Source organism: Brevibacillus ruminantium, from assembly GCF_023746555.1.
GTDB classification, from domain to species: domain Bacteria; phylum Bacillota; class Bacilli; order Brevibacillales; family Brevibacillaceae; genus Brevibacillus; species Brevibacillus ruminantium.
On the sequence record NZ_CP098755.1, the window covers coordinates 2,375,639 to 2,394,746 of the forward strand.

Annotated in this window: 20 protein-coding genes and 1 pseudogene; 10 read left to right on the forward strand and 11 right to left on the reverse strand. The window is 44.1% G+C overall.

Going from position 1 to position 19,108, the window contains the following annotated elements; all coding sequences use genetic code 11:
- Positions 1 to 75: 75 nt before the first annotated feature.
- Genes NDK47_RS11695 through NDK47_RS11715 form a run of 5 tightly spaced genes read left to right on the forward strand, consistent with a single transcriptional unit; the run spans position 76 to position 4,554 of the window.
- Positions 76 to 738 (forward strand): N-acetylmuramoyl-L-alanine amidase family protein, encoded by a 663-nt coding sequence (locus NDK47_RS11695; protein WP_251874986.1) that lies wholly within the window; start codon positions 76 to 78, stop codon positions 736 to 738.
- 16 nt (positions 739 to 754) lie between these two features.
- A complete protein-coding gene (locus NDK47_RS11700) occupies positions 755 to 1,429 on the forward strand; it encodes a GDSL-type esterase/lipase family protein (protein WP_407653411.1) in 675 nt (224 codons plus the stop codon).
- A gap of 34 nt (positions 1,430 to 1,463) precedes the next feature.
- The gene (locus NDK47_RS11705) at positions 1,464 to 2,870 is read left to right on the forward strand and encodes an MBOAT family O-acyltransferase (RefSeq protein WP_251874988.1); all 1,407 of its coding nucleotides are present in this window, start codon (positions 1,464 to 1,466) and stop codon (positions 2,868 to 2,870) included.
- A gap of 11 nt (positions 2,871 to 2,881) precedes the next feature.
- Entirely contained in the window at positions 2,882 to 4,030 is a 1,149-nt protein-coding gene (locus tag NDK47_RS11710; protein WP_251874989.1) for a DHHW family protein, read from the forward strand.
- A gap of 32 nt (positions 4,031 to 4,062) precedes the next feature.
- The gene (locus NDK47_RS11715; protein ID WP_251874990.1) at positions 4,063 to 4,554 is read left to right on the forward strand and encodes a DUF4358 domain-containing protein; all 492 of its coding nucleotides are present in this window, start codon (positions 4,063 to 4,065) and stop codon (positions 4,552 to 4,554) included.
- 118 nt (positions 4,555 to 4,672) lie between these two features.
- Here NDK47_RS11715 and NDK47_RS11720 read toward each other — a convergent pair whose 3' ends face one another.
- The 4 genes from NDK47_RS11720 to NDK47_RS11735 form a co-directional block, all read right to left on the reverse strand.
- Entirely contained in the window at positions 4,673 to 5,389 is a 717-nt protein-coding gene (locus NDK47_RS11720) for a sulfite exporter TauE/SafE family protein (RefSeq protein WP_251876121.1), read from the reverse strand.
- Between the two features lie 215 nt (positions 5,390 to 5,604).
- A complete protein-coding gene (locus NDK47_RS11725) occupies positions 5,605 to 6,051 on the reverse strand; it encodes an acetyltransferase (RefSeq protein WP_251874991.1) in 447 nt (148 codons plus the stop codon).
- Between the two features lie 27 nt (positions 6,052 to 6,078).
- Entirely contained in the window at positions 6,079 to 6,309 is a 231-nt protein-coding gene (locus NDK47_RS11730; protein WP_251874992.1) for a hypothetical protein, read from the reverse strand.
- A 320-nt stretch (positions 6,310 to 6,629) separates the two neighbouring features.
- Entirely contained in the window at positions 6,630 to 7,478 is an 849-nt protein-coding gene (locus NDK47_RS11735; protein ID WP_251874993.1) for a YitT family protein, read from the reverse strand.
- A 662-nt stretch (positions 7,479 to 8,140) separates the two neighbouring features.
- On the opposite strand from NDK47_RS11735, the gene NDK47_RS11740 reads away from it, so the two are divergent.
- The gene (locus NDK47_RS11740; protein WP_251874994.1) at positions 8,141 to 8,602 is read left to right on the forward strand and encodes a hypothetical protein; all 462 of its coding nucleotides are present in this window, start codon (positions 8,141 to 8,143) and stop codon (positions 8,600 to 8,602) included.
- Between the two features lie 421 nt (positions 8,603 to 9,023).
- On the forward strand, positions 9,024 to 11,765 hold the full coding sequence (locus tag NDK47_RS11745) for a hybrid sensor histidine kinase/response regulator (protein WP_251874995.1): 2,742 nt from the start codon (positions 9,024 to 9,026) through the stop codon (positions 11,763 to 11,765).
- On the opposite strand, the gene NDK47_RS11750 is transcribed toward NDK47_RS11745, so the two are convergent.
- The 4 genes and pseudogenes from NDK47_RS11750 to NDK47_RS11765 form a co-directional block, all read right to left on the reverse strand.
- A complete protein-coding gene (locus NDK47_RS11750) occupies positions 11,682 to 12,149 on the reverse strand; it encodes a hypothetical protein (RefSeq protein ID WP_251874997.1) in 468 nt (155 codons plus the stop codon). The two genes, NDK47_RS11745 and NDK47_RS11750, sit on opposite strands and share 84 nt — an antisense overlap.
- Complete coding sequence (locus tag NDK47_RS11755) at positions 12,095 to 12,352, reverse strand: hypothetical protein (RefSeq protein ID WP_251876421.1); 258 nt, start codon at positions 12,350 to 12,352, stop codon at positions 12,095 to 12,097. Before NDK47_RS11755 ends, NDK47_RS11750 begins: the two co-directional genes overlap by 55 nt.
- Positions 12,353 to 12,566: 214 nt before the next feature.
- Positions 12,567 to 13,579: pseudogene (locus tag NDK47_RS11760) on the reverse strand (NADP-dependent oxidoreductase).
- A gap of 67 nt (positions 13,580 to 13,646) precedes the next feature.
- Positions 13,647 to 14,228, reverse strand: a complete 582-nt coding sequence (locus NDK47_RS11765; RefSeq protein WP_251874999.1) for an NAD(P)H oxidoreductase — start codon at positions 14,226 to 14,228, stop codon at positions 13,647 to 13,649.
- Between the two features lie 223 nt (positions 14,229 to 14,451).
- Between NDK47_RS11765 and NDK47_RS11770 the strand changes: the two genes are divergently transcribed.
- The gene (locus NDK47_RS11770) at positions 14,452 to 14,793 is read left to right on the forward strand and encodes a winged helix-turn-helix transcriptional regulator (RefSeq protein WP_251875001.1); all 342 of its coding nucleotides are present in this window, start codon (positions 14,452 to 14,454) and stop codon (positions 14,791 to 14,793) included.
- A gap of 147 nt (positions 14,794 to 14,940) precedes the next feature.
- On the opposite strand, the gene NDK47_RS11775 is transcribed toward NDK47_RS11770, so the two are convergent.
- The 3 genes from NDK47_RS11775 to NDK47_RS11785 all read right to left on the reverse strand — a co-directional run bounded on the left by NDK47_RS11775 (position 14,941) and on the right by NDK47_RS11785 (position 17,869).
- Entirely contained in the window at positions 14,941 to 15,777 is an 837-nt protein-coding gene (locus tag NDK47_RS11775; RefSeq protein WP_251875003.1) for a polysaccharide deacetylase family protein, read from the reverse strand.
- Positions 15,778 to 16,221: 444 nt separating this feature from the next.
- Positions 16,222 to 17,580, reverse strand: a complete 1,359-nt coding sequence (locus NDK47_RS11780; protein ID WP_251875005.1) for a TrkH family potassium uptake protein — start codon at positions 17,578 to 17,580, stop codon at positions 16,222 to 16,224.
- A gap of 115 nt (positions 17,581 to 17,695) precedes the next feature.
- Positions 17,696 to 17,869 (reverse strand): hypothetical protein, encoded by a 174-nt coding sequence (locus tag NDK47_RS11785; RefSeq protein WP_251875007.1) that lies wholly within the window; start codon positions 17,867 to 17,869, stop codon positions 17,696 to 17,698.
- 347 nt (positions 17,870 to 18,216) lie between these two features.
- On the opposite strand from NDK47_RS11785, the gene NDK47_RS11790 reads away from it, so the two are divergent.
- Together NDK47_RS11790 and NDK47_RS11795 are read left to right on the forward strand one after the other, a co-directional pair.
- Positions 18,217 to 18,531 (forward strand): YbjQ family protein, encoded by a 315-nt coding sequence (locus NDK47_RS11790; RefSeq protein WP_251876123.1) that lies wholly within the window; start codon positions 18,217 to 18,219, stop codon positions 18,529 to 18,531.
- Between the two features lie 213 nt (positions 18,532 to 18,744).
- On the forward strand, positions 18,745 to 19,068 hold the full coding sequence (locus NDK47_RS11795) for an SCP2 sterol-binding domain-containing protein (protein WP_251875009.1): 324 nt from the start codon (positions 18,745 to 18,747) through the stop codon (positions 19,066 to 19,068).
- Positions 19,069 to 19,108 lie beyond the last annotated feature (40 nt).

Below are 19,108 nucleotides of genomic sequence, written 5' to 3' on the forward strand. Positions count from 1 at the left end.
TTTTATGTTTATTTCATCTGCACTTTATCTTTATCCTGGGCGATTACACTCTTTACCGGAAGGAGGAGAGAAAGGATGAAGAAAGGTGTCCCGATCCTTACATTTATTCTGTCTGCGGTGTTGATCGTTCTTCTGTATAACATCTGTTCAGGGAATGGTGCAGCAAGCGTAACCAGCCATCACCAGCAGGGGAAGGTATATAAAATCGTGATTGATCCCGGACATGGCGGCAAGGATCACGGCGCGACAGGCGCCAGCGGACGTTTAGAGAAGGATTTTACGCTGCAGCTGGCTCGCAAGGTGGAGGAATTGGCGAAACAAGAGCCGCGATTCGAGGTGTATCTCACCCGGACGGATGATGGTTTTCTATCTTCAATTGACCGGGAAAGACCGGAATTCGCCAACCAACTGGGCGCGGATTTGTTCATATCTATTCACGGCAATACGTACGAGGACCCTAGCGTTTCGGGTACGGAAACCTACTATTACCACGAAGATTCCTTGTCCTTGGCTGAAATCATGCAAAAGCATATGGTCCAAGCAAATGGATTTCGGGATCGGGGAGTAAAAAAAGAGGATTTTTTCGTCGTGAAGGATACGAACATGCCGGCGGTTCTAATTGAAATGGGGTATTTAACAAATCCGCAAGAAGAGAAAGAAATGTTGACGGAAGAAGTCCAATACCGGATGGCAAACTCCATTCTGGACGGAATTAAAGAAGTTCTAAAATTAACTTGAAGAGAGGAACATGATCATGAAAAAAATGAATTCGACTTTATTGATTGGTAGCATCGCGCTTGTATTGGCGGCATGCGGAAACGAACCTGCAAGCCCGAATCCGCAGCAACTGTCGCCTCAAGCCCAAGAACAGAAAGGGGCTTCTGCGGGGGCAACCACAACCTCGTTTCAATCGCTCTTTCAAAACAGCGTATTTTTGGGAGACTCCATTACGGAGGGTATGTCTTTTCATGATGTGCTAGATGAGGGCAATGTACTGGCAGGCGCAGGAAAAACGGCGGAGTTTGCGCTGAAAGATATCGACGAGTTGAGCCGGCGAAACCCGAAACATATTTTTATCCAATTGGGATCGGATGACATTTTGTGGCCTACCGACAATCCGAAAGAGTACTCTCTAAAAAACTACGCGAAACTGATCGGTCTGATCAAGGAGAAACTGCCGCAGGCAGATATTACGCTGCTAACAGTAACCCCCGTGACATCGGAAGCGGAAAGGCAAGAACCGCGCTACGGAAAGATAAATGAATATAATCAAGGGTTAAAAGAACTGGCGGGAAAAGAACATGTCGGATTTATCGATTTATCCCCGATATTTTCAAATGGTTCTGACCTGTACGATTCGGACGGCATTCATTTTAAACCTGAGTACTACACGCGCTTGTTGGATCTGCTGAAAGATCAAGTGAAATAGCTGCACACGGGTCAACCTTTTTGGAGGTGTAATCTTGGTCTTTAGCAGTCTCATCTTTCTTTTCCTTTTCTTGCCGGTCACCCTATTGATCTATTATGTTTCGCCGGCGAAGCTGCGAAATGCCGTCCTGCTTGTCACGAGTCTGATCTTCTATGCATGGGGAGAGCCGTTATACATTTTCATCATGATCTTTTCTACCGTGTTCGATTATTTCAACGGGCTGCTGATCGACAGGTACAGACATCGAAAAACGATCGCCCGAGTGGCATTTATCGGTTCGATGGCAGGCAGTCTGAGCATTCTCGGCTTTTTTAAATATGCTGGTTTTGTTGTGGACAATATCAATCAGCTGTTTCATCTGCAAATACAAACAGCCGATCTGCCGCTGCCGGTGGGCATATCATTCTATACATTCCAAACGATGTCCTATGTAGTGGACGTATATCTGAACAGAGTGCCGGTACAACGGAATATCGTCTCATTCGGAGCGTACGTGACGATGTTTCCACAGCTTGTAGCCGGTCCGATCGTCAAATACGGCGATATCGCGGGGCAGCTTATTTCCCGTAAAGTGACGCTGGATCGTTTTGGCGAAGGGGCGGAGCTGTTTATCAAAGGCCTCGCAAAAAAAGTGCTGTTTGCCAATAATATCGGATTGCTCTGGGTAAGCGTAAAAGGGACGCCGACCGAGGAATTGACCGTACTTTCCGCTTGGCTAGGCATTCTTGCCTTTACGTTGCAAATCTATTTCGATTTCAGCGGGTATTCCGATATGGCGCGCGGGCTTGGCAAAATGTTCGGGTTCGATTTCATGGAAAACTTTCGTTACCCTTATATCTCCAGGAGTGTGACGGAATTTTGGCGCAGATGGCATATTTCGCTGGGCAGCTGGTTTCGGGAGTACGTTTATATACCGCTGGGCGGCAACCGTTTAGGGCTGTGGAAACAGTTCCGGAATTTATGGGTGGTATGGTTTTTAACGGGCTTATGGCATGGCGCCAGCTGGAACTTTATCGTCTGGGGACTGTATTTCGGTTTCTTTGTGGGAATGGAGAAGCTGTTTCTTTTCAAATGGCTTGGGCGCAAACCCGCTTTTGTCGGCCATGTCTATACGCTTCTGATCGTCATCTTCGGCTGGGTCTTGTTTGAAATGGACCATTTGGCTTCCGCTTGGCGTTTCATAGAAGTGATGTTCGGTTTTGGCGGGCACGGTTTTTCAGATCGGCAGGCGCTCTATGCTTTGTCCACGAATCTCGTATTGCTTAGCGTATTGGCGATTTGTGCGACTCCGCTCCCTGGAAAGGCATTATCCTTCATGAAGGAAAGAGGGGGAATAAGCGGAGTGATCACCGTTCCGCTTATCTATTTCCTATTGATGGTTCTGTCGACGGCCTATTTGGTCAATGAAACCTACAACCCGTTTCTATATTTTCGATTTTAAGGGAGGCGGCTATGGACAGTTACGATAAAACCAACAGAAAGTTGCCGGGTCTATTGCTGCTGCTGTTTATTAGTGTGATCGCCGCTCTTAATCTATTTGCGCCGGATCGCACATTTTCGGAATCAGAAAACCGGATGCTGGAACAGTTGCCGCATTTTTCATGGAAAACATTGATGGCGGGAACATTCACTTCCGATTTCGAGAAATATGTATCCGATCAATTTGTCTTGCGAGACCTATGGATTGAGGCGAAATCGGAGACGGACCGCATCATGGGGAAAAAGGAGAGCAACGGGGTTTACTTGGGTAAGGACGGGTTTATGCTGAAAAAATTTACACCGCCATCAGACGAGGACTTGAAGGAAAAAATAGCAGCGATCCATGCATTTTGTGACGCTACCCCCGATCTGACTAAATACATGATGCTCGTTCCCACGGCGCAAAGCGTTTTGACGGACAAACTTCCCTCTTATGCTTCGGATAATGGCGAGCTTGCTTACAGGGAGAAGGTCCAACGCTCTCTCCGTGAGAATCTTCAAATTGTCGATGTCTATCCAGCACTAGCTGGCAAGCGGGAACAATCCCTTTTTTATAAGACGGATCACCACTGGACAACGACGGGCGCTTACGAGGCCTATCAGGTGTTGGGCCGGGAGATGGGGTTTGAACCGAAAGTCAAAGATGATTTCCGTATTGAAAAAGTCACGGATACCTTTTACGGTTCTCTGTATTCCAAGAGCGGTTACAGACACGTAAAGCCCGACAGCATTGAGTTCTTTTTGCCAAAGGATAACGGAAGATCCAGCGTAGAGTATGTGGACGAGCAACAGAGCACAGACTCCCTGTATGCGATGGAAAATTTAAGGAAAAAGGACAAGTACGCTGTCTTTCTCAACGGAAACCACGGCCTGATCAAAATAACGACAGGGAATCGAGAGGGTAGAAAACTCCTAGTTGTCAAAGACTCTTATGCCAACAGCTTTCTCCCTTTTTTAGCCGAGCATTTTCAAGAGATGTATGTCGTTGATCTCAGATATTATGAGGGGAATCTTCAGAAACTTATTTTGGAACAGCACTTGAACGAAATGCTTTTGCTTTACAATGTCCAGACGTTTTTTGAAGATCCGTCAATCCAAACTTTGGCAGATCAAGCAGAGTGAGAGGGAACTGAGTGAGAATGGGAGGAAAGGATATGATCACAGGTTATCGTTACAGGAAATGGCTGCTATCATTGCTTGCATGCATCTTTCTATTTGGCGTGATAACGGGATGCTCTAGTGAAGGAGATGAGACCCCGACTGGTACAGCAATCGAGGTTGGAGAACACATCAAGCAAGCCGTAAATCTGGAGGAAATGAAGCAAGGTGATATGGCTAAGCTGCAAAAGCTCTATCACATTGCTCCGGAAGCAGTCGAGGATTTCATCCTGTTTACCTCTTCGTCCAATGTGAGGGCGGAAGAACTCTTGGTACTAAAAGTGAAAGACCTGAATCAGGTAGATGACGTCAAAGAGAATGTGCAAAAGCGAATCGAGGCGCAGACACTCAAATTCAGAGACTATCGCCCGGAAGAATATCAGCTCATGGAAAAACATGTCTGGAAGGTGAACGGCAAATTTGTTCTGTTCGTGGTCTCCAAAAATGCCGAACAAATTGAACATGCATTTGATGAGGCTCTTCAGTAATCACGAGAAAAAACAAAAATTGAAATAGGCTGAGAGCATGGAACTGAATGCAAATATTGTACAAAAATCCCCCAGAAAAATTGAAAATCAGGGGGATTCTTTACAACTTTTCGTCATCCTAAAAACTGGATAGTAACAAATATGATCCAGTAAAGAGGAGAATTAAGTATGTTACGAGCTTGAATACTCTTTGACTTATCCATTTAAACAAGAGCTGTCCAAGGAATATGCCCACAAACAGGGGAGGAACCGCGATCATTGACGAAACCCAAACCTCGTTATTTGTTCCATCAAAGGATATCTGCATGAGTAAACTAATAAAATAAACAAATAAATAATAGGCCAAAGTCGTGCTGCGAAGCGTTTCCTTTCTCGTTCCAACTCCAGAAAAATAAAGGAGCAAAGGAGGTCCGGGCACCCCTATGCTTGTTGTTAGCAAGCCAGAGATTCCACCAGTGAAAGCGTCTCTAAACTTCGTTTGGCGTATCGTCAGTCTAAAAATGAGAAGCATAGTTGATAAAAGGATAAGGCTACCAACTGCAAATTTTAACCATTGCACGTCTACATAAAGATATATAACCAATCCGAATAATAATCCAATTAAGCTGCCTTTTATCAGTCTAACTAACAAAGAATGATCAATCTCTTTTCTAATTTTATAAATCATCACAATGGAAATACAAAGAGAGAGGATGATGTTTATTTGTATGGCTGTGTGGGCCGGATAAAGCAGGAACAGAAATGGTGTACCGATAATTGAGAAGCCATAACCAGTACTTGTTTGCAGCAATGCAGCAACAAGAACGATCAAGACAAGGAAAATCCAGTCTTCCATAGTAGATAGACACATCGCTTTCATCACTTTTGTTAGAAAATCAGGCTGATTGTATTGTTTTCCTGGAGCTGACAAGCCTCCATTCCCCAGAGTAATCATCTATATTCTATCATTATACAAGATTTGGATACCTCGGTTTATAATAAAATAGCAGTAGCTTTTGACAAAATATGTCGAAGACTACCGCTATTTTTTATCTTTCGAACCCTGTTTGTTCAACTTTTTAACTCCAAGTGAAGGAGGGGAAATGGTTGTCCTGAGCTGTCTAATTCTGATCTTCCAACCTGAATAAATCCAAGTCGTTTGTAAAATGCGTAAGCTCCATCGTTTTGCTCATTCACATCAACTTGAAGGTTCTTTCCTTTTATTTTTACAGCGTGATGAATGAGTCTGCTTCCTATACCCTTACCATGGTATTTTGGGTCTACGAACAACATCTCTATCTTCGTTCCGTCAAGCCCAATAAAACCTGCAGGTTCTGCATCTTCATTTACTTCCAACCAAATCTCAACTTCTCTTAGTGCCCCATTTTTTACCATGTCATGATAAAATTCAATATCCTTTTCCGTCAGAAAGGTATGGGTATGAACTACAGCCTGATACCAAATATCCACTAATCGATCATGATCTTTCTCTTGATATGCTACAATTCCGTATGACATCATTTATCCTCCCTTTGTTCATTGGATTTACTTATCCCCACGAATTTCGGCCACAATCAGATAGATTATCCCAGTAATGAAAAACACACCGGCAAAAACCGGAAGCAGCCAAGCATAGGTCTCCTCTACGATCCATGAAAATAGCACGGAATCAAAGCCATATTCCCTGGAACTGAAGATTGAAGCTCCTAAGTAATAAGCCGCAAATAAGAGCGTCGCACAAAAACAAAAACCAAGGCCAGTCAAACGACGAGACAAAGCAAGCACCATCCTTAACGTTTTATAAGTAAAAAACTAGCCAATTTTTTCCGTAAGCAGTAGTGGATTGGCGTTTCGCATGGGCTACAGAATCCCGCCCATATTGTCCCGGGGGGGCCAAAATCCGTATGGTCCGCATCGTCGTGCCCAGTATCGCATAGGCTCTGCCCATTTGTTCCAGAGGAAATGCTGTTTTGACTGTGACCGTCCGGGCTGGTTGAAACACGCTGGCGAACACATTTCGACGTTACCTGGTAGTACGTTTTGGGAAAGTTTGGGTTTCTCGACTGCCATCTACCGTATCTCATTAGCATGATTTCCTATTTTGAGATATCTACGAAACCCTCTCCGAATACATCGCGAGCATCATGAATCGTTACAAAAGCGTCCTTATCGGTTTTGCGAATAATTTTCTTGAGCGCGGGTACTTCCTGTTTCGTAATGACTGTATAGAGAATTTCTTTTGGCTCTTTCGTATAATAGCCATAGCCTGTAAGCACTGTCACACCTCGATTTAGCTCGATACTAATCCGTTCGGCAATTTCGTTCTGTTTTAGCGAAACGATCGTAATTGCTTTTTTCGGATTCAATCCTTCCACGACAAAATCCATCACCTTGGTAGCTACGAATAACATGAGGATTGTCAGCATCATTTTTTCGAACCCAATGATGAATAAAGACGCGAAAACTACAATTAAATCGAAAAATAACAAAGCATAACTAACGTTCCAACTCAAATATTTATTTGCAATCTTGGCGAGAATGCCTGTCCCTGCAGAGGTTCCTCCCACGCGAACGATCAGTCCAATGCCCAAACCGATGATCACTCCGCCGAAAATAGCATTAATCGTTGGTTCATGCGAGGAAATGCTCCAGGTTTTTGTGAGATGCAAAAAAACAGAGAGAAGCGCAACGACAATGACCGTATAAATCGTCGTTAATTTCCCAAGAAAACGGTACCCCACTATGATGAGAAATGAATTGATCAACAAACTCGTCAGCCAAGGCTCCCATTGAAAAAGGTAATACAAAATAATGGTAACGCCGGTAACGCCGCCTTCACCAAAATGCTGGGGAATCACAAATAAATTAATCCCGAGTGCAAACAAGAACGAACCAATGACCAGTGCTGCAATATCAAAAAACTTGTTGTTATCTGGTAAAGCCATTTATCCCTCAACCATCCTTTTCCAACCGTGTACGTTCGAGCTCCTTTCACTCCATTGAGTGGAAGGCTTTTAATCAGATAATTTAATCACGGCCTCTCATCTTTTTCAAGTTATTTCAGTAATGGAAACGAAAAGAGGTGTCTCCGACCTCTCCGGAACAATTACTGCAGGCACGTAAGGATCGGTTATCAGATGTCCCGGGGAAAGGGGGAATGTAAAATGTGTACAACGTAAAACGCCGGCTGATAGCCGACGTGTTGCAATTCGTGCTTATTTACATAGACCTTTCATATTTTAGAGGTAGAAGTTTTCGTACATAATACGACGAATGTACATCATTTTACTTTCTCAATTTTAGTTCTTCAATTTCCTTTGCAAGAACGGCTACTTGTCTTCTGAGGTCTTTTGTTGGTTCAGTAATTTTTCGTCCTATAACTATGGCTGTACATAATATCAGCCCAATAAAAGCGAGGAACGAAACAAAAAAGTAAACATTAACCCCAATCATAACGACACCTCATTTACAATTTGATTATGAAGCCACGTTATTGAAATTTTAACACAAATCTGAAATGAACAGTTATAATCAAAAGGGCGAAAAGATCATCAGCATTACGAAATGAAGTGATTGCATAGTCTCCCATGCATAATATGGAGGAATAATGAAAAAGAGTGTGCTATTGATGGTGTTATCACTCACTCTCTTGACGCTCGTAAGTCAAAGAGAGGAGACGTTGTCACCTGCAAAAGAAACAGTGAGCAAAAATCAGTGGGGGACCGAAAAGGTTGTCGTTTACCTCGACGAGGATAGTCCTTTCTACGCGCCAGAGAATAAGATTTTCTTATCATTAATAAACCAATCTGTCAAAAAATTTAACGCTCGGGACAAAGAAGGGTTTTTGGATATGTTTAACGATCCTGAATTCTATGAACCGGTTTACGACCATCTTGTAATGGAAAAAGACGCAAAAATTATCTCTGTAATGAATCCGCGATTTAGAAAAGAGAATGATCTCGTTACTGTAACTGTTGATAAAAAATGTTCGATAGATTATGAATGCGGTGGTACGGAGTACAGTTTTATGGAATTTGGGAATGAGTGGAAATTGATATTTATAGACTAAAAAACTTATTTTTCGACATTACGCTAACAGTAGATTTTTTTAGAAAAATCTACTGAAAATGGAGAAGGAGAGGCTTGACTTACGTCGAACAAAGAAAAAAATGATGACGAAAAGAAAAATCCTGATAATAGTCTCTCTGTTTGTTATTTGCCTTTTATTGATCCGTACAACCTGGTACCATCAGCTTGCGCAGCCGAATCAAAATCGAGCAGTTCAAGGCCTGCTCGATTTACGAGACATCGATTTCACTTCAGATAGCGTTGTTACTTTAAATGGAGAATGGGAGTTCTATCCTCACCAACTCTTGATTCCCAGCGCAACCTCTGTTAGTGATCGATCAATCTATTTACAGGTTCCAGGAAACTGGGCCGAAACCTTAAACCCTGAGACAAACTCTAAGATTGGCTACGGAACCTATCGTTTGCGTGTTTTGGTCAAGCCTGATTCCCAGCGCTTGTATAGTATCAAGTTAGCGTATGTAGTATCCTCGTCCGCCGTATTTGTAAATGGTCGTCTGGTTGGAAGCTCCGGTAAACCGGCTGAAAACATCGACCAGAACATCGCCCGAAATGTTCCATACACCGCTACTTTTACCACAGACAAAAGCGAACTGGATATCGTTGTCCAAGTAGCGAATTACGATCATCTTCGAAGAGGAGGAATCAATACTTCGATCAAGTTTGGTAATGAGCAGGCAATTGAGAGGGACAGGTGGTTATCAATCTGCTTGCAAGTGATTGTGTGCACGGTTTTAGGCATGCATGCTATCTATGTCGGCATCCTATACATCATCGGTACTCGGCAGAAAGCCCTGCTTTCCTTTTTGGTGCTCATTCTTTTCACTTTGCTTATGACCCTGATTGATGATGACCGATTACTTTTGCACTGGCTGCCGATCGACTATCCGTGGTCGATTAAACTAACTTACTTGGCTATTATTGGTGTGGCTGCCTTTCTGATGCACTTTGCCAAAAACCTTTTGGTCTCACCCAGGAGGTTTGACGTCTTCTACTGGTTCTTCTGGATATGTGCGATCTCAGCGGCGGTTATTCTTTTCACGTCTGCAAAGCTGACAACCGTCCTGGCTTCCTTTTATTTCGGCCTTACCCTTATTGCAAGCATTATTTTGCTTGTCCTCTCCATTCGAACGGCGATCACCGTCGACGAAGATGCGATCTTTATTACTTTGGGAATCAGCAGCATCCTGACGAACGTCATTGGCGGTTTTATCAAGGGCATTTTCTGGCCGGATATAGGCTATTACCCGATTGATCTGATCGTGGCTTTCCTGATGTTTGCCTCATACTGGTTCAAACGGTATTTTCGATTTTCCACACGCACTGCCGAGTTAGCATCACAACTGCAAGCTGCTGACAAAATGAAAGATATTTTCCTGGCAAATACATCACATGAGCTGCGAAACCCGCTGCATGGCATGATCAATATTGCCCAAACGGTCTTGGATGACTCGACCAACCAGCACAGTGAAAAGGGAAAAGCCAATCTCGAGTTACTGATTGCGGTTGGGAAGCGCATGTCCTATTTATTGAATGATTTACTGGATATGACCCGTTTGAAGGAGAACGGTATCCGTCTTCACGTACGTCCTCTCAATATTCAAAGTGTCACAAATGGTGTTGCGGATATGATGCGATTTATGCTGCAGGGAAAATCTATACGACTTATCAACTCGATCCCAGACAACTTTCCGGCTATCGTCGCCGATGAAAACAGATTTACCCAAATCTTGTTCAACCTGCTTCACAATGCCGTAAAGTATACGCATGAAGGAAGCGTAACTCTTCAAGCAACGAAAGAAAGCGGCATGGCAATCATCAGTGTGATCGATACGGGCATCGGTATGGACGAAGAAACCCGAAAACGTATCTTCCTTCCATATGAACAAGGAAGAAACGATGTCACTCTAGGCGGCATTGGACTTGGGCTGAGTATAGTAAAACAACTGGTAGAGTTACATGGGGGAACAATCGAGGTGTACGCTGAGCCAGATAAAGGATCGCATTTTCGCTTTTCGATTCCAATGGCGCAGGAAAGTGATCAATCAACCGCCACGTCGATTCACCTCGCAGAACAGATGGCGCAGCGGGAAATTTCGGTTACGGCACCACTCTCGTCAAACGATGCTCAACTAGATGGGCGATTGAATATTCCTGAAGACAGATTAGCTATTTTGGCCGTTGATGATGATCCGGTGAACTTGCAGATTCTAAGAAATATTCTCTCGACAGAAGAGTATGAAATCATCACGGCTACGAGCGGCAAAGAGGCCCTGTCTATGCTGGAGCAGCGAGAATGGGATCTGGTCATAACCGATGTCATGATGCCAAACATATCCGGTTACGAGTTGACGCGTCTTATTCGGGAGAGATATTCCTTGTCTGAGCTCCCCGTTCTTATCCTGACAGCACGTAGCCAAGTGGATGATATCCATACCGGCTTCTTATCCGGAGCCAACGACTATGTGGCAAAACCAGTGGATGCACAAGAATTGCGGTCCCGCGTGCAAGCATTAACGGGCATGAAGCAGTCGGCGCGGGAGAGGCTTCGCATGGAAGCAGCATGGCTTCAGGCACAGATTCAGCCGCATTTCTTGTTTAACACACTGAATGCCATCACTGCTTTCAAGCTGATCGATTCTGATCGGATGAGTGAACTGCTGGAAGCTCTCAGTGACTTTTTGCAGGCAAGTTTTGACTTTAGCAATTCGAGGCGATTTGTTCCGCTTTCCCGTGAAATAGATCTCGTGCGTTCTTACTTGTATATAGAAAAGGTGCGATTTGAAGACAGGCTTGAGATTGTCTGGGATATTGACGAAAATCTTGAGTTGCAAATCCCGCCACTCTCTATCCAGCCACTTGTCGAAAATGCAATACGACACGGTGCCTTGAAGCGTTTGCGTGGTGGGACAGTCCGCATCCAAATCACTGATTTGGGGAATCGTGCTGAAATCGCTGTCAGTGATGACGGGGTAGGGATGGACGAGAATACCTTGCGACACCTGTTTGATACGAATCGCCAGAGAAAATCAGGAATCGGTCTTTTGAATACACATCGACGTTTACAGCAAATTTACGGAAAAGGTCTGCAGGTACAAAGCAAGCCCGATCAGGGTACCAAGGTTTCCTTCACCGTATCCAAGTAACATCGTCCGATTTCCCGCCCACTTTATTTCTGATGAATGATAAGGGATGATACCCGTGCAAAAGCCACCTTCGAGGTGGTTTTTGTCATTACCCATACTTCTTTTGAAAATGACCGAGTGCAAGCAAGGGCAAATGTACCGGTAACTGTGATAATGGAAATAAAAGCCGCCGGGCAGCGCCGCATCTGTCGGATACGATCGTGTCCACTTCGGGCTTTTTTCGCTTTCCAGTAAAAAATGAATGCCGCGTCTCATCGGCGTTGTCGGTGTCGGAGAAGCTGCGATAAGGGTATCGACCGCCCAAGCGGTTTGAGACGGTGTACTTGCCCCTAAAGGAACATAGGATTTGACAATATCGCTTGAATCGGCATATGCGCTGCCCATGGAATCTGGCCAGTCAGGGAAAGCATCAGCTTATTCGGGAAATCAGGGAACGCACCCGCCAGTGCAACAAAAACAATGTTATGGCAGCCTGCGCCGAACAAATTTCGGAAGGCTTGGGTTGGTTTGTCCACAGCGGTGAATGGAAGCACACCTATTCCTTCTTCGGGTACAGCCTGTTTATGTGGCTGGTTTGGAGGTTTCATCAGAGGTTTTCATGTTAAAAAATGGAGGACAGAAGATGATGCGTAGATTTGAAACAGAAATAAGATGTTTCAAAAACTCATAAGCGCGCTGAACCGGGGTATTGGTTGGGTCATCCATATTGGGGACAAGGATTTGCCCAGTTTACGTTTGTAGAAAAAGGACGGTCTTCCGCTTTAATGCGGAAGAGTCGTCCTCATTGTTTCATATCGGAATTTACTTAGATGGATCACTGACCTTCACAAGCTGTTTTCCTATATTTTTCCCAGTAAATAGATCGAGAAAAGCTTTCGGTGCATTTTCAAAGCCCTCTGCAATGGTTTCTTCGTATTTCAGTTTCCCTTCTAATAGCCACTCGGCCAGGTACTGCAGCCCTTCACCAAAACGTTCTTCATAATCCGTGATGAGGAAGCCTTTCATTAGAGAACGTGTCTTTAGCAATTTCGACTGAATACTTGGTCCAAACGCTTCATTCTCATCATTATAGGATGAAATTGATCCGCATAATGGGACACGCGCGAAATTATTAAGTAAACTGAGCACTGCGTCAGAAATTTTGCCGCCAACATTATCAAAATAGATGTCCACGCCATTCGGACATGCTTCTTCAACAGCTTTTTGTAAATCATCTGTCGTGTTGTAGTTAATGGCTTTATCAAAGCCAAGTTCATTTTCCAAATGTGCAACTTTCTCATCCGTACCTGCAATGCCTACAACTCTGGCTCCTTTGATTTTTGCGATTTGACCGACGATAGAGCCAACAGCACCTGCAGCACTTGAGACAACAACCGTTTCTCCTTTTTTCGGTTGACCAACATCAAGCAGTCCAAAATAAGCTGTTAATCCCGTTATTCCGAGTACACTTAAATAAGCGGACAAGGGAACATTGGTATTATTGATCTTACTAACGGTTTTTGAGTCAACAGTGTTGTAAAGTTGCCAAGGCAGGAAGCCCTGTACCCAACGTTCAATTCCGCTGAATTGGATTCAATCACTTCACCAATCATGGAACCCGAAATAGGTTCATGTAAAGCAAATGGCTCAATATAAGACTTTCCAGCATTCATTCGCCCTCTCATGTATGGATCTACAGACAAGTAAAGAGTTTTTACAAGCACCTGATCTCTTACGGGCTTATCGATCGGAATATTTCGAAGTCCAAATGCATCTTCTGTCGGTACACCTTCTGGACGGTTCATTAAAATAATTTGTTGATTTTGAGTGTTCATTCTCATTCTCCTTTATTTATCGTTGTTCGCGAGATCATAATTCGCAAAATTGTGAATCGTTAGATGATTACTTCAGATTGCTGTCATAATGCAAACCGAGGTGATAAGCTTGTTTCAACAGCTTTTCATGAATTTCCGGCCTCGAATCCAAGGTGTCGTACATTATCTCAACCTTTGTATCCGGGATTCCTGCGTAACTAGCTATTCCTATGTTCAGTTGATGCTGGATCATCTTGTCATACTGTCTTTTCTCAAAGTGCTCGAGTGGAGCGCCTGCGAGACCAAGCCATAATATCCGTTTATGATGCAGCTTATTGGAGCCGTACGCAAAACCATAGTTCCATACGCGGTCGATATAGCCCTTTAGCATGGCTGGCATGCTGTACCACCAAATTGGGAAAATATAGGCGAGTGCGTCATGCTTTTTCATTCGCTCCATTTCCTTCTCTACTTCAGGTGAATATGTTTTATGATCTGCTGTCCAGTCCGGTTCGTCTGATTCCCACAACACAGGATTAAAACCGCTGCGATGCAGATCCAACACCTCCGTTTCGTGGCCAGCATCCATCAGGCCTTGCGTAAATTGGGCTGCAACAGAAAAGGTCAAAGAGTCAACCCTTGGGTGTGATACAACTGTCAATACTTTCATTATGCTTCTCCCTTCCATAAACTTATTTGGTTCATTTCATCTAGAGACATGTAGATCGAGAGACGAGAGGATGTCGTAATACTGGCATGAATGGATTATGTATCATACAATGGATATTGAGAAGTACGCACTTTTTTGTATCATTTATACAAAAAAGTTATATAGGTACTAAAAAGTGCCTTAGTATAAATCTTGACTATCTTGTACAGGAGGTAGGCATTCCATGGAGAGACAATCGGTTCGGACTTATAACATCCCCGCAGAAGCAACGTTGGACATTTTAGGGGGGAAGTGGAAATTATTGATTCTGTGTCATTTAAACTGTGGACCCAAGAGAACAAGTGAATTAAAGAAGGAAATACCGGAAATTACACAAAAAATGTTAACGCAGCAGCTCCGGGAGTTGGAAGAAGACGATATCATCATTCGAACGGTATACAACCAAGTACCGCCGAAAGTTGTCTATGAAATGAGTGAGTTGGGAAAATCGCTGAAATCGATATTGGACCAATTGAACGATTGGGGCGAGCAATATATCCAAGGCCGTGAACCATCCCTTGAGTAAATGCACATTTTAGTTGCCAAGACAAACTCAGTCAGATTCAAAACAACGAAGATCGAGCAAAGAAGGCTGGAACCTCTGAAATGTGAAGGGTTCCAGCCTCATTATTCCATAAAAAAATTCCTTCTTAGCGTTATTGTATCTGATCAATCAACCCATCATGCCGCGGGATCGTCGGAATAACACCGATTGGGTCCGAGCAAGTGAAAGCGTCAAGGGTTCTCTTCCCTCCATGAAGTGAATGTCGTAGATGTCCTTCACATTTTCTTCCATCATTAAGTCGGATACTGTGACGAATCGGTATCCTTTCTTTTGTAACGCAGGAAGGATTTGTTTCAAAGCCTTGACAGTTTGGCTGCGGTTACCGCCGTGGTCGTGAAATAGTACGATATCACCAGCGCGCGCATGGTTCACTACCTTTTTAACGATCTTACGTACTCCCGGCCGTTTCCAGTCCTGTGTGTCTTGGTGAAAAGACCACAGTACAACGGAATAACCGACCTCTTTCGCTGCGTTGACCATTGCTTGGTCAATGTATCCCCCGGGAGGGCGGAATAATAGGGGGGGTTGTTGTCCGGTCGCAGACAGGATTGCCTGATTGGTTCGGGACAGCTCTTGCTGGATCTGCACCTTCGTTAGGCGAGACATTTTCGGATGGTTATATGTATGATTGCCAAGTTCATGCCCTTCCTGTACTTGTCGCTTAGCCAATTTAGGGTTTCTTTGTACTTGCATACCCGTCACAAAAAAAGTGGCATTGGCATGGTATTGTTTGAGGAGGTCGAGGATTTGTGTTGTGTAGAGGGGATTCGGTCCATCATCAAAGGTAAGCGCAATCACCTTTTTGTTTGTGCGGACATTCCAAACGACCCCCTGGGCTTTATAAGAACGGATGTCAATTGTCGATTTATGTGTTTCGCCTGGTTGTGGAAAAATCAAGGCGACGGTGACAATGCTAAGCAATATCAGTAAACGTCGTCTGTTCATGGTTGCTCCTCTTGTCATTTGTATTTTCCGTCATTCCTGTGAGGACTAAAAAACCACTGTGATTATGTGATATACCCGGAGTATTTCCGATTTTAGTATCATATAGTCTGCTTGTTTTTTGTTTAGAAATGCCAACAGGGATGTGCATTTAGAAAAACAGGAAATCCATGTTAAGATAGAACAATATTTTTCAATATCTAAATTCAATAAAGAGAAAGAGTATGTTAACTCCCTGTTCAACAGAGAATCGGCGAATGCTGAAAGCCGATGTTCAGGAGTAACCGAATTCATCTCTGAGAAGTTAACTGAAACCTTATGGAGTAGGCTCGGCTCATCGGGAGCTGGAAAAATGAAAGAGGTTTGAATAAATTGATGAAGACAGCCCTCCTGAACGAGAAGGGCTGTCTTCATTGTTTCTGACATAAGATTACTATGATTATCCAATTACTGCCCGATGATAATCCGTTCCTTTGGATAATGATAGGAGACGGAGTAATCATCTTTTTTCAGGAAGAGCAGCAGATTTATAATGCCGATCCGTCCAATGACCATCATGATGATCAGAATCATTTTTCCTGTGCCGCTCAGTTCGGGGGTAATTCCCATCGACAAGCCCGTCGTCCCAAAGGCAGAACAGACCTCGAACAAGACCGCAGGAAGCGGGAGATTCTCGATCCACATCAGCGACAGCACCGCCGTCAAGACGAGCATGATCGCCACGAAAAAGACGATAAAGGAACGCATGATGTCCTCTTCGACTAATTCACGCCCAAACACCTTTACATCTTTTCTGCCCCTCATGTAGGAAGCTACAGTGACTACCAGGACAAAAAAGGTGGTAGTCCGAATCCCGCCGCCTACACTGCTCGGGGAAGCGCCAATAAACATCAAACAAGACATAATGACCGCGGTCGGCGTGGTCAGAATGCTGCTGTCCATAGTAGAGAGTCCGGCACTTCTCGTGGTAACAGACTGAAACAGAGAGAAAAAGAGTGCCTCATGCCAGTTTTTTCCTTGGAGGAAAGAATCTTTTTCAAACAGGAAAAAGAGCAGCGTCCCCAGTACAATCAGCAGAAAAAAGGTAATTGTTGTAATCTTTGTGAACAAAGAGAAAGCAAAACGCCGGCCCATACGTCTGTGAGCGATGTAATTTTTCAGCTCGATCAATACAGGAAAGCCGACAGCTCCGCAGACGATCAGAAGCATAGTAATGGACTGCAAAATATAGTCTTTGGAGAAATCATGAAGGGAATTTCCGTAGATATCGAAGCCTGCGTTGGTAAAAGCGCTGACCGCAGCAAAAAATCCGTAATAAAAAGCTTCGTACCAGTCTTGGTGATAACCTGCGATCAGGAAGTAGCTGCCGAGCAAAATCGTTCCTGCTAATTCAATGACCACAGCAAGCACGAGGATATTTCGCATCAAATCGACAAGCCCTGAAAGAGTCGGCCGGTTGTGATCGGTGGCAATCCATTTACGGTACTCCAATCCAATACGCTGTCCCAGCATCATCCAGAAAAAGGTGCCTAGTGTCATAATACCGATACCACCAATTTGAAAGAGCAGGGTGAGCAGTATCACGCCTCGTTGGTTAAATACCTCATGGATTGTTACGACGTTAAGACCTGTAACGCTAATCGCGCTGGCTGCCGTAAACAACGCATCTATGAAGGAAAGAGTAACGCCAGGAAGCTGAAAAAAGGGCAGCCACAGCAACAGCGATGCTACGAGAACACTGGCTAAATACAAAAATACAATAATTTGAACAGAACTAAATTTTCTTTTGTTATAGGTAATCGCCAAAAAAAACTGCCTCCTGATCAAGATTCATACCGGTAATCATACCGGAATCAAAGGCAACATGCAAAGTAAAGTGATGGTCGATTTTTTAAATTTTCTATGACCCGATTTTTTGGCCTTATGGTCTCAGCCAACCACTCTGTCCATCAGCTTCTACAGAATCGCTTTGCTCGAGAAGTTCTTCGATCTCACCACGGTCACCTTTGGCATTGATCAGCTCCACGAGTTGAATCAGTCCGGCGACGTCTTCTTCATCCCGTTCATGTAAGTCATCGCGAAAAGGCTCTTTCATGACAGCACCTCCAGGAATTGTCTGTTTCCTATAAGGTGCGCCTTGAAAGTGAAAAATATCACGGACCCTCTCTGCACATACTGATAGCAATCCGGTTTGACGGATAAAATTGAAGGCAGGAGGAAGAAACGATGTCCAAAAATAAAAACGTCGATTTGCATAAACAGAGCAGCAAAGGGAAAGCAGCTGAAGTGGAGCCGCAGAATGACCGGGATGCCAAAGAGCACCAGCAAACAAAACGGGGATAAAGGGTTCATTTTGTATAGCGTAAATGAAACCATAGTGATCACTCATCCGTATTTTCTAGATAGAATGAACACCCAGTTAATAACGGGAGGGAAATCATGATGATCGTAACGACAACAAATACGTTACAAGGCAGAGAGATTGCAGAGTACCTGGACATCGTAAGTGGAGAAGTGATTTTGGGGGCCAACGTTGTCCGTGACTTTTTGGCAGGAATCACGGATATTATTGGGGGACGCAGCGGGGCCTATGAAAGCAAATTGGCAGAGGGCAGGGAAATGGCCATTCGTGAGATGAAGGAGAAGGCAAGAGCACTCGGTGCCAATGCAGTTATCGGGGTTGATCTGGATTTTGAGACGCTGCGTGAAGGCATGATGATGGTGATCGCGACAGGTACTGCTGTCCGAGTAAAATAATCCGATTCGCAAGGGAAGACGTCCGATTATCTTATGGCTGTTGGCTTCACCAAAGAAATTTGTTTGTACAGCGGTGCCGTTTATACGCATAAAAAGGGAGCCAGGCCGACACAGTCAGGTCTGGCTCTTCTTTTTTGCACTTTACTCCTTTGTGCGAATAAGACTATGCTATAAAAAAGAAGGAATATTTGGACAGATAAGGAGGGACGATCGATGAGCGTCAAAGAAACGATCGACCGCTTAGCCGAAAAAATGAACGCGAACCCGGAGTATTTGGGAGGGCTTCAGGCCGTTTTCCATTTTCATTTGAAAGAGAGCGGCCTCTTCCAAATTGCCTTTTCAGGAAATGCTGTTTCCGTTTGTGAAGGAGGACCAGATCAGGCAGCATGCTCTTTGGAGTTGTCTGACGCCAATTTTGTCAAGCTGGTCAACGGAGAGCTCAATCCGACGACTGCCTTCATGATGGGAAAGCTCAAAATCAAAGGAGACCTGGGATTATCGTTGAAGCTGCAATCCATCCTGCAAAAATACCAATGATTCTGTTGCTTAATATCCGCCCGGGCCGGCAGCATATTCG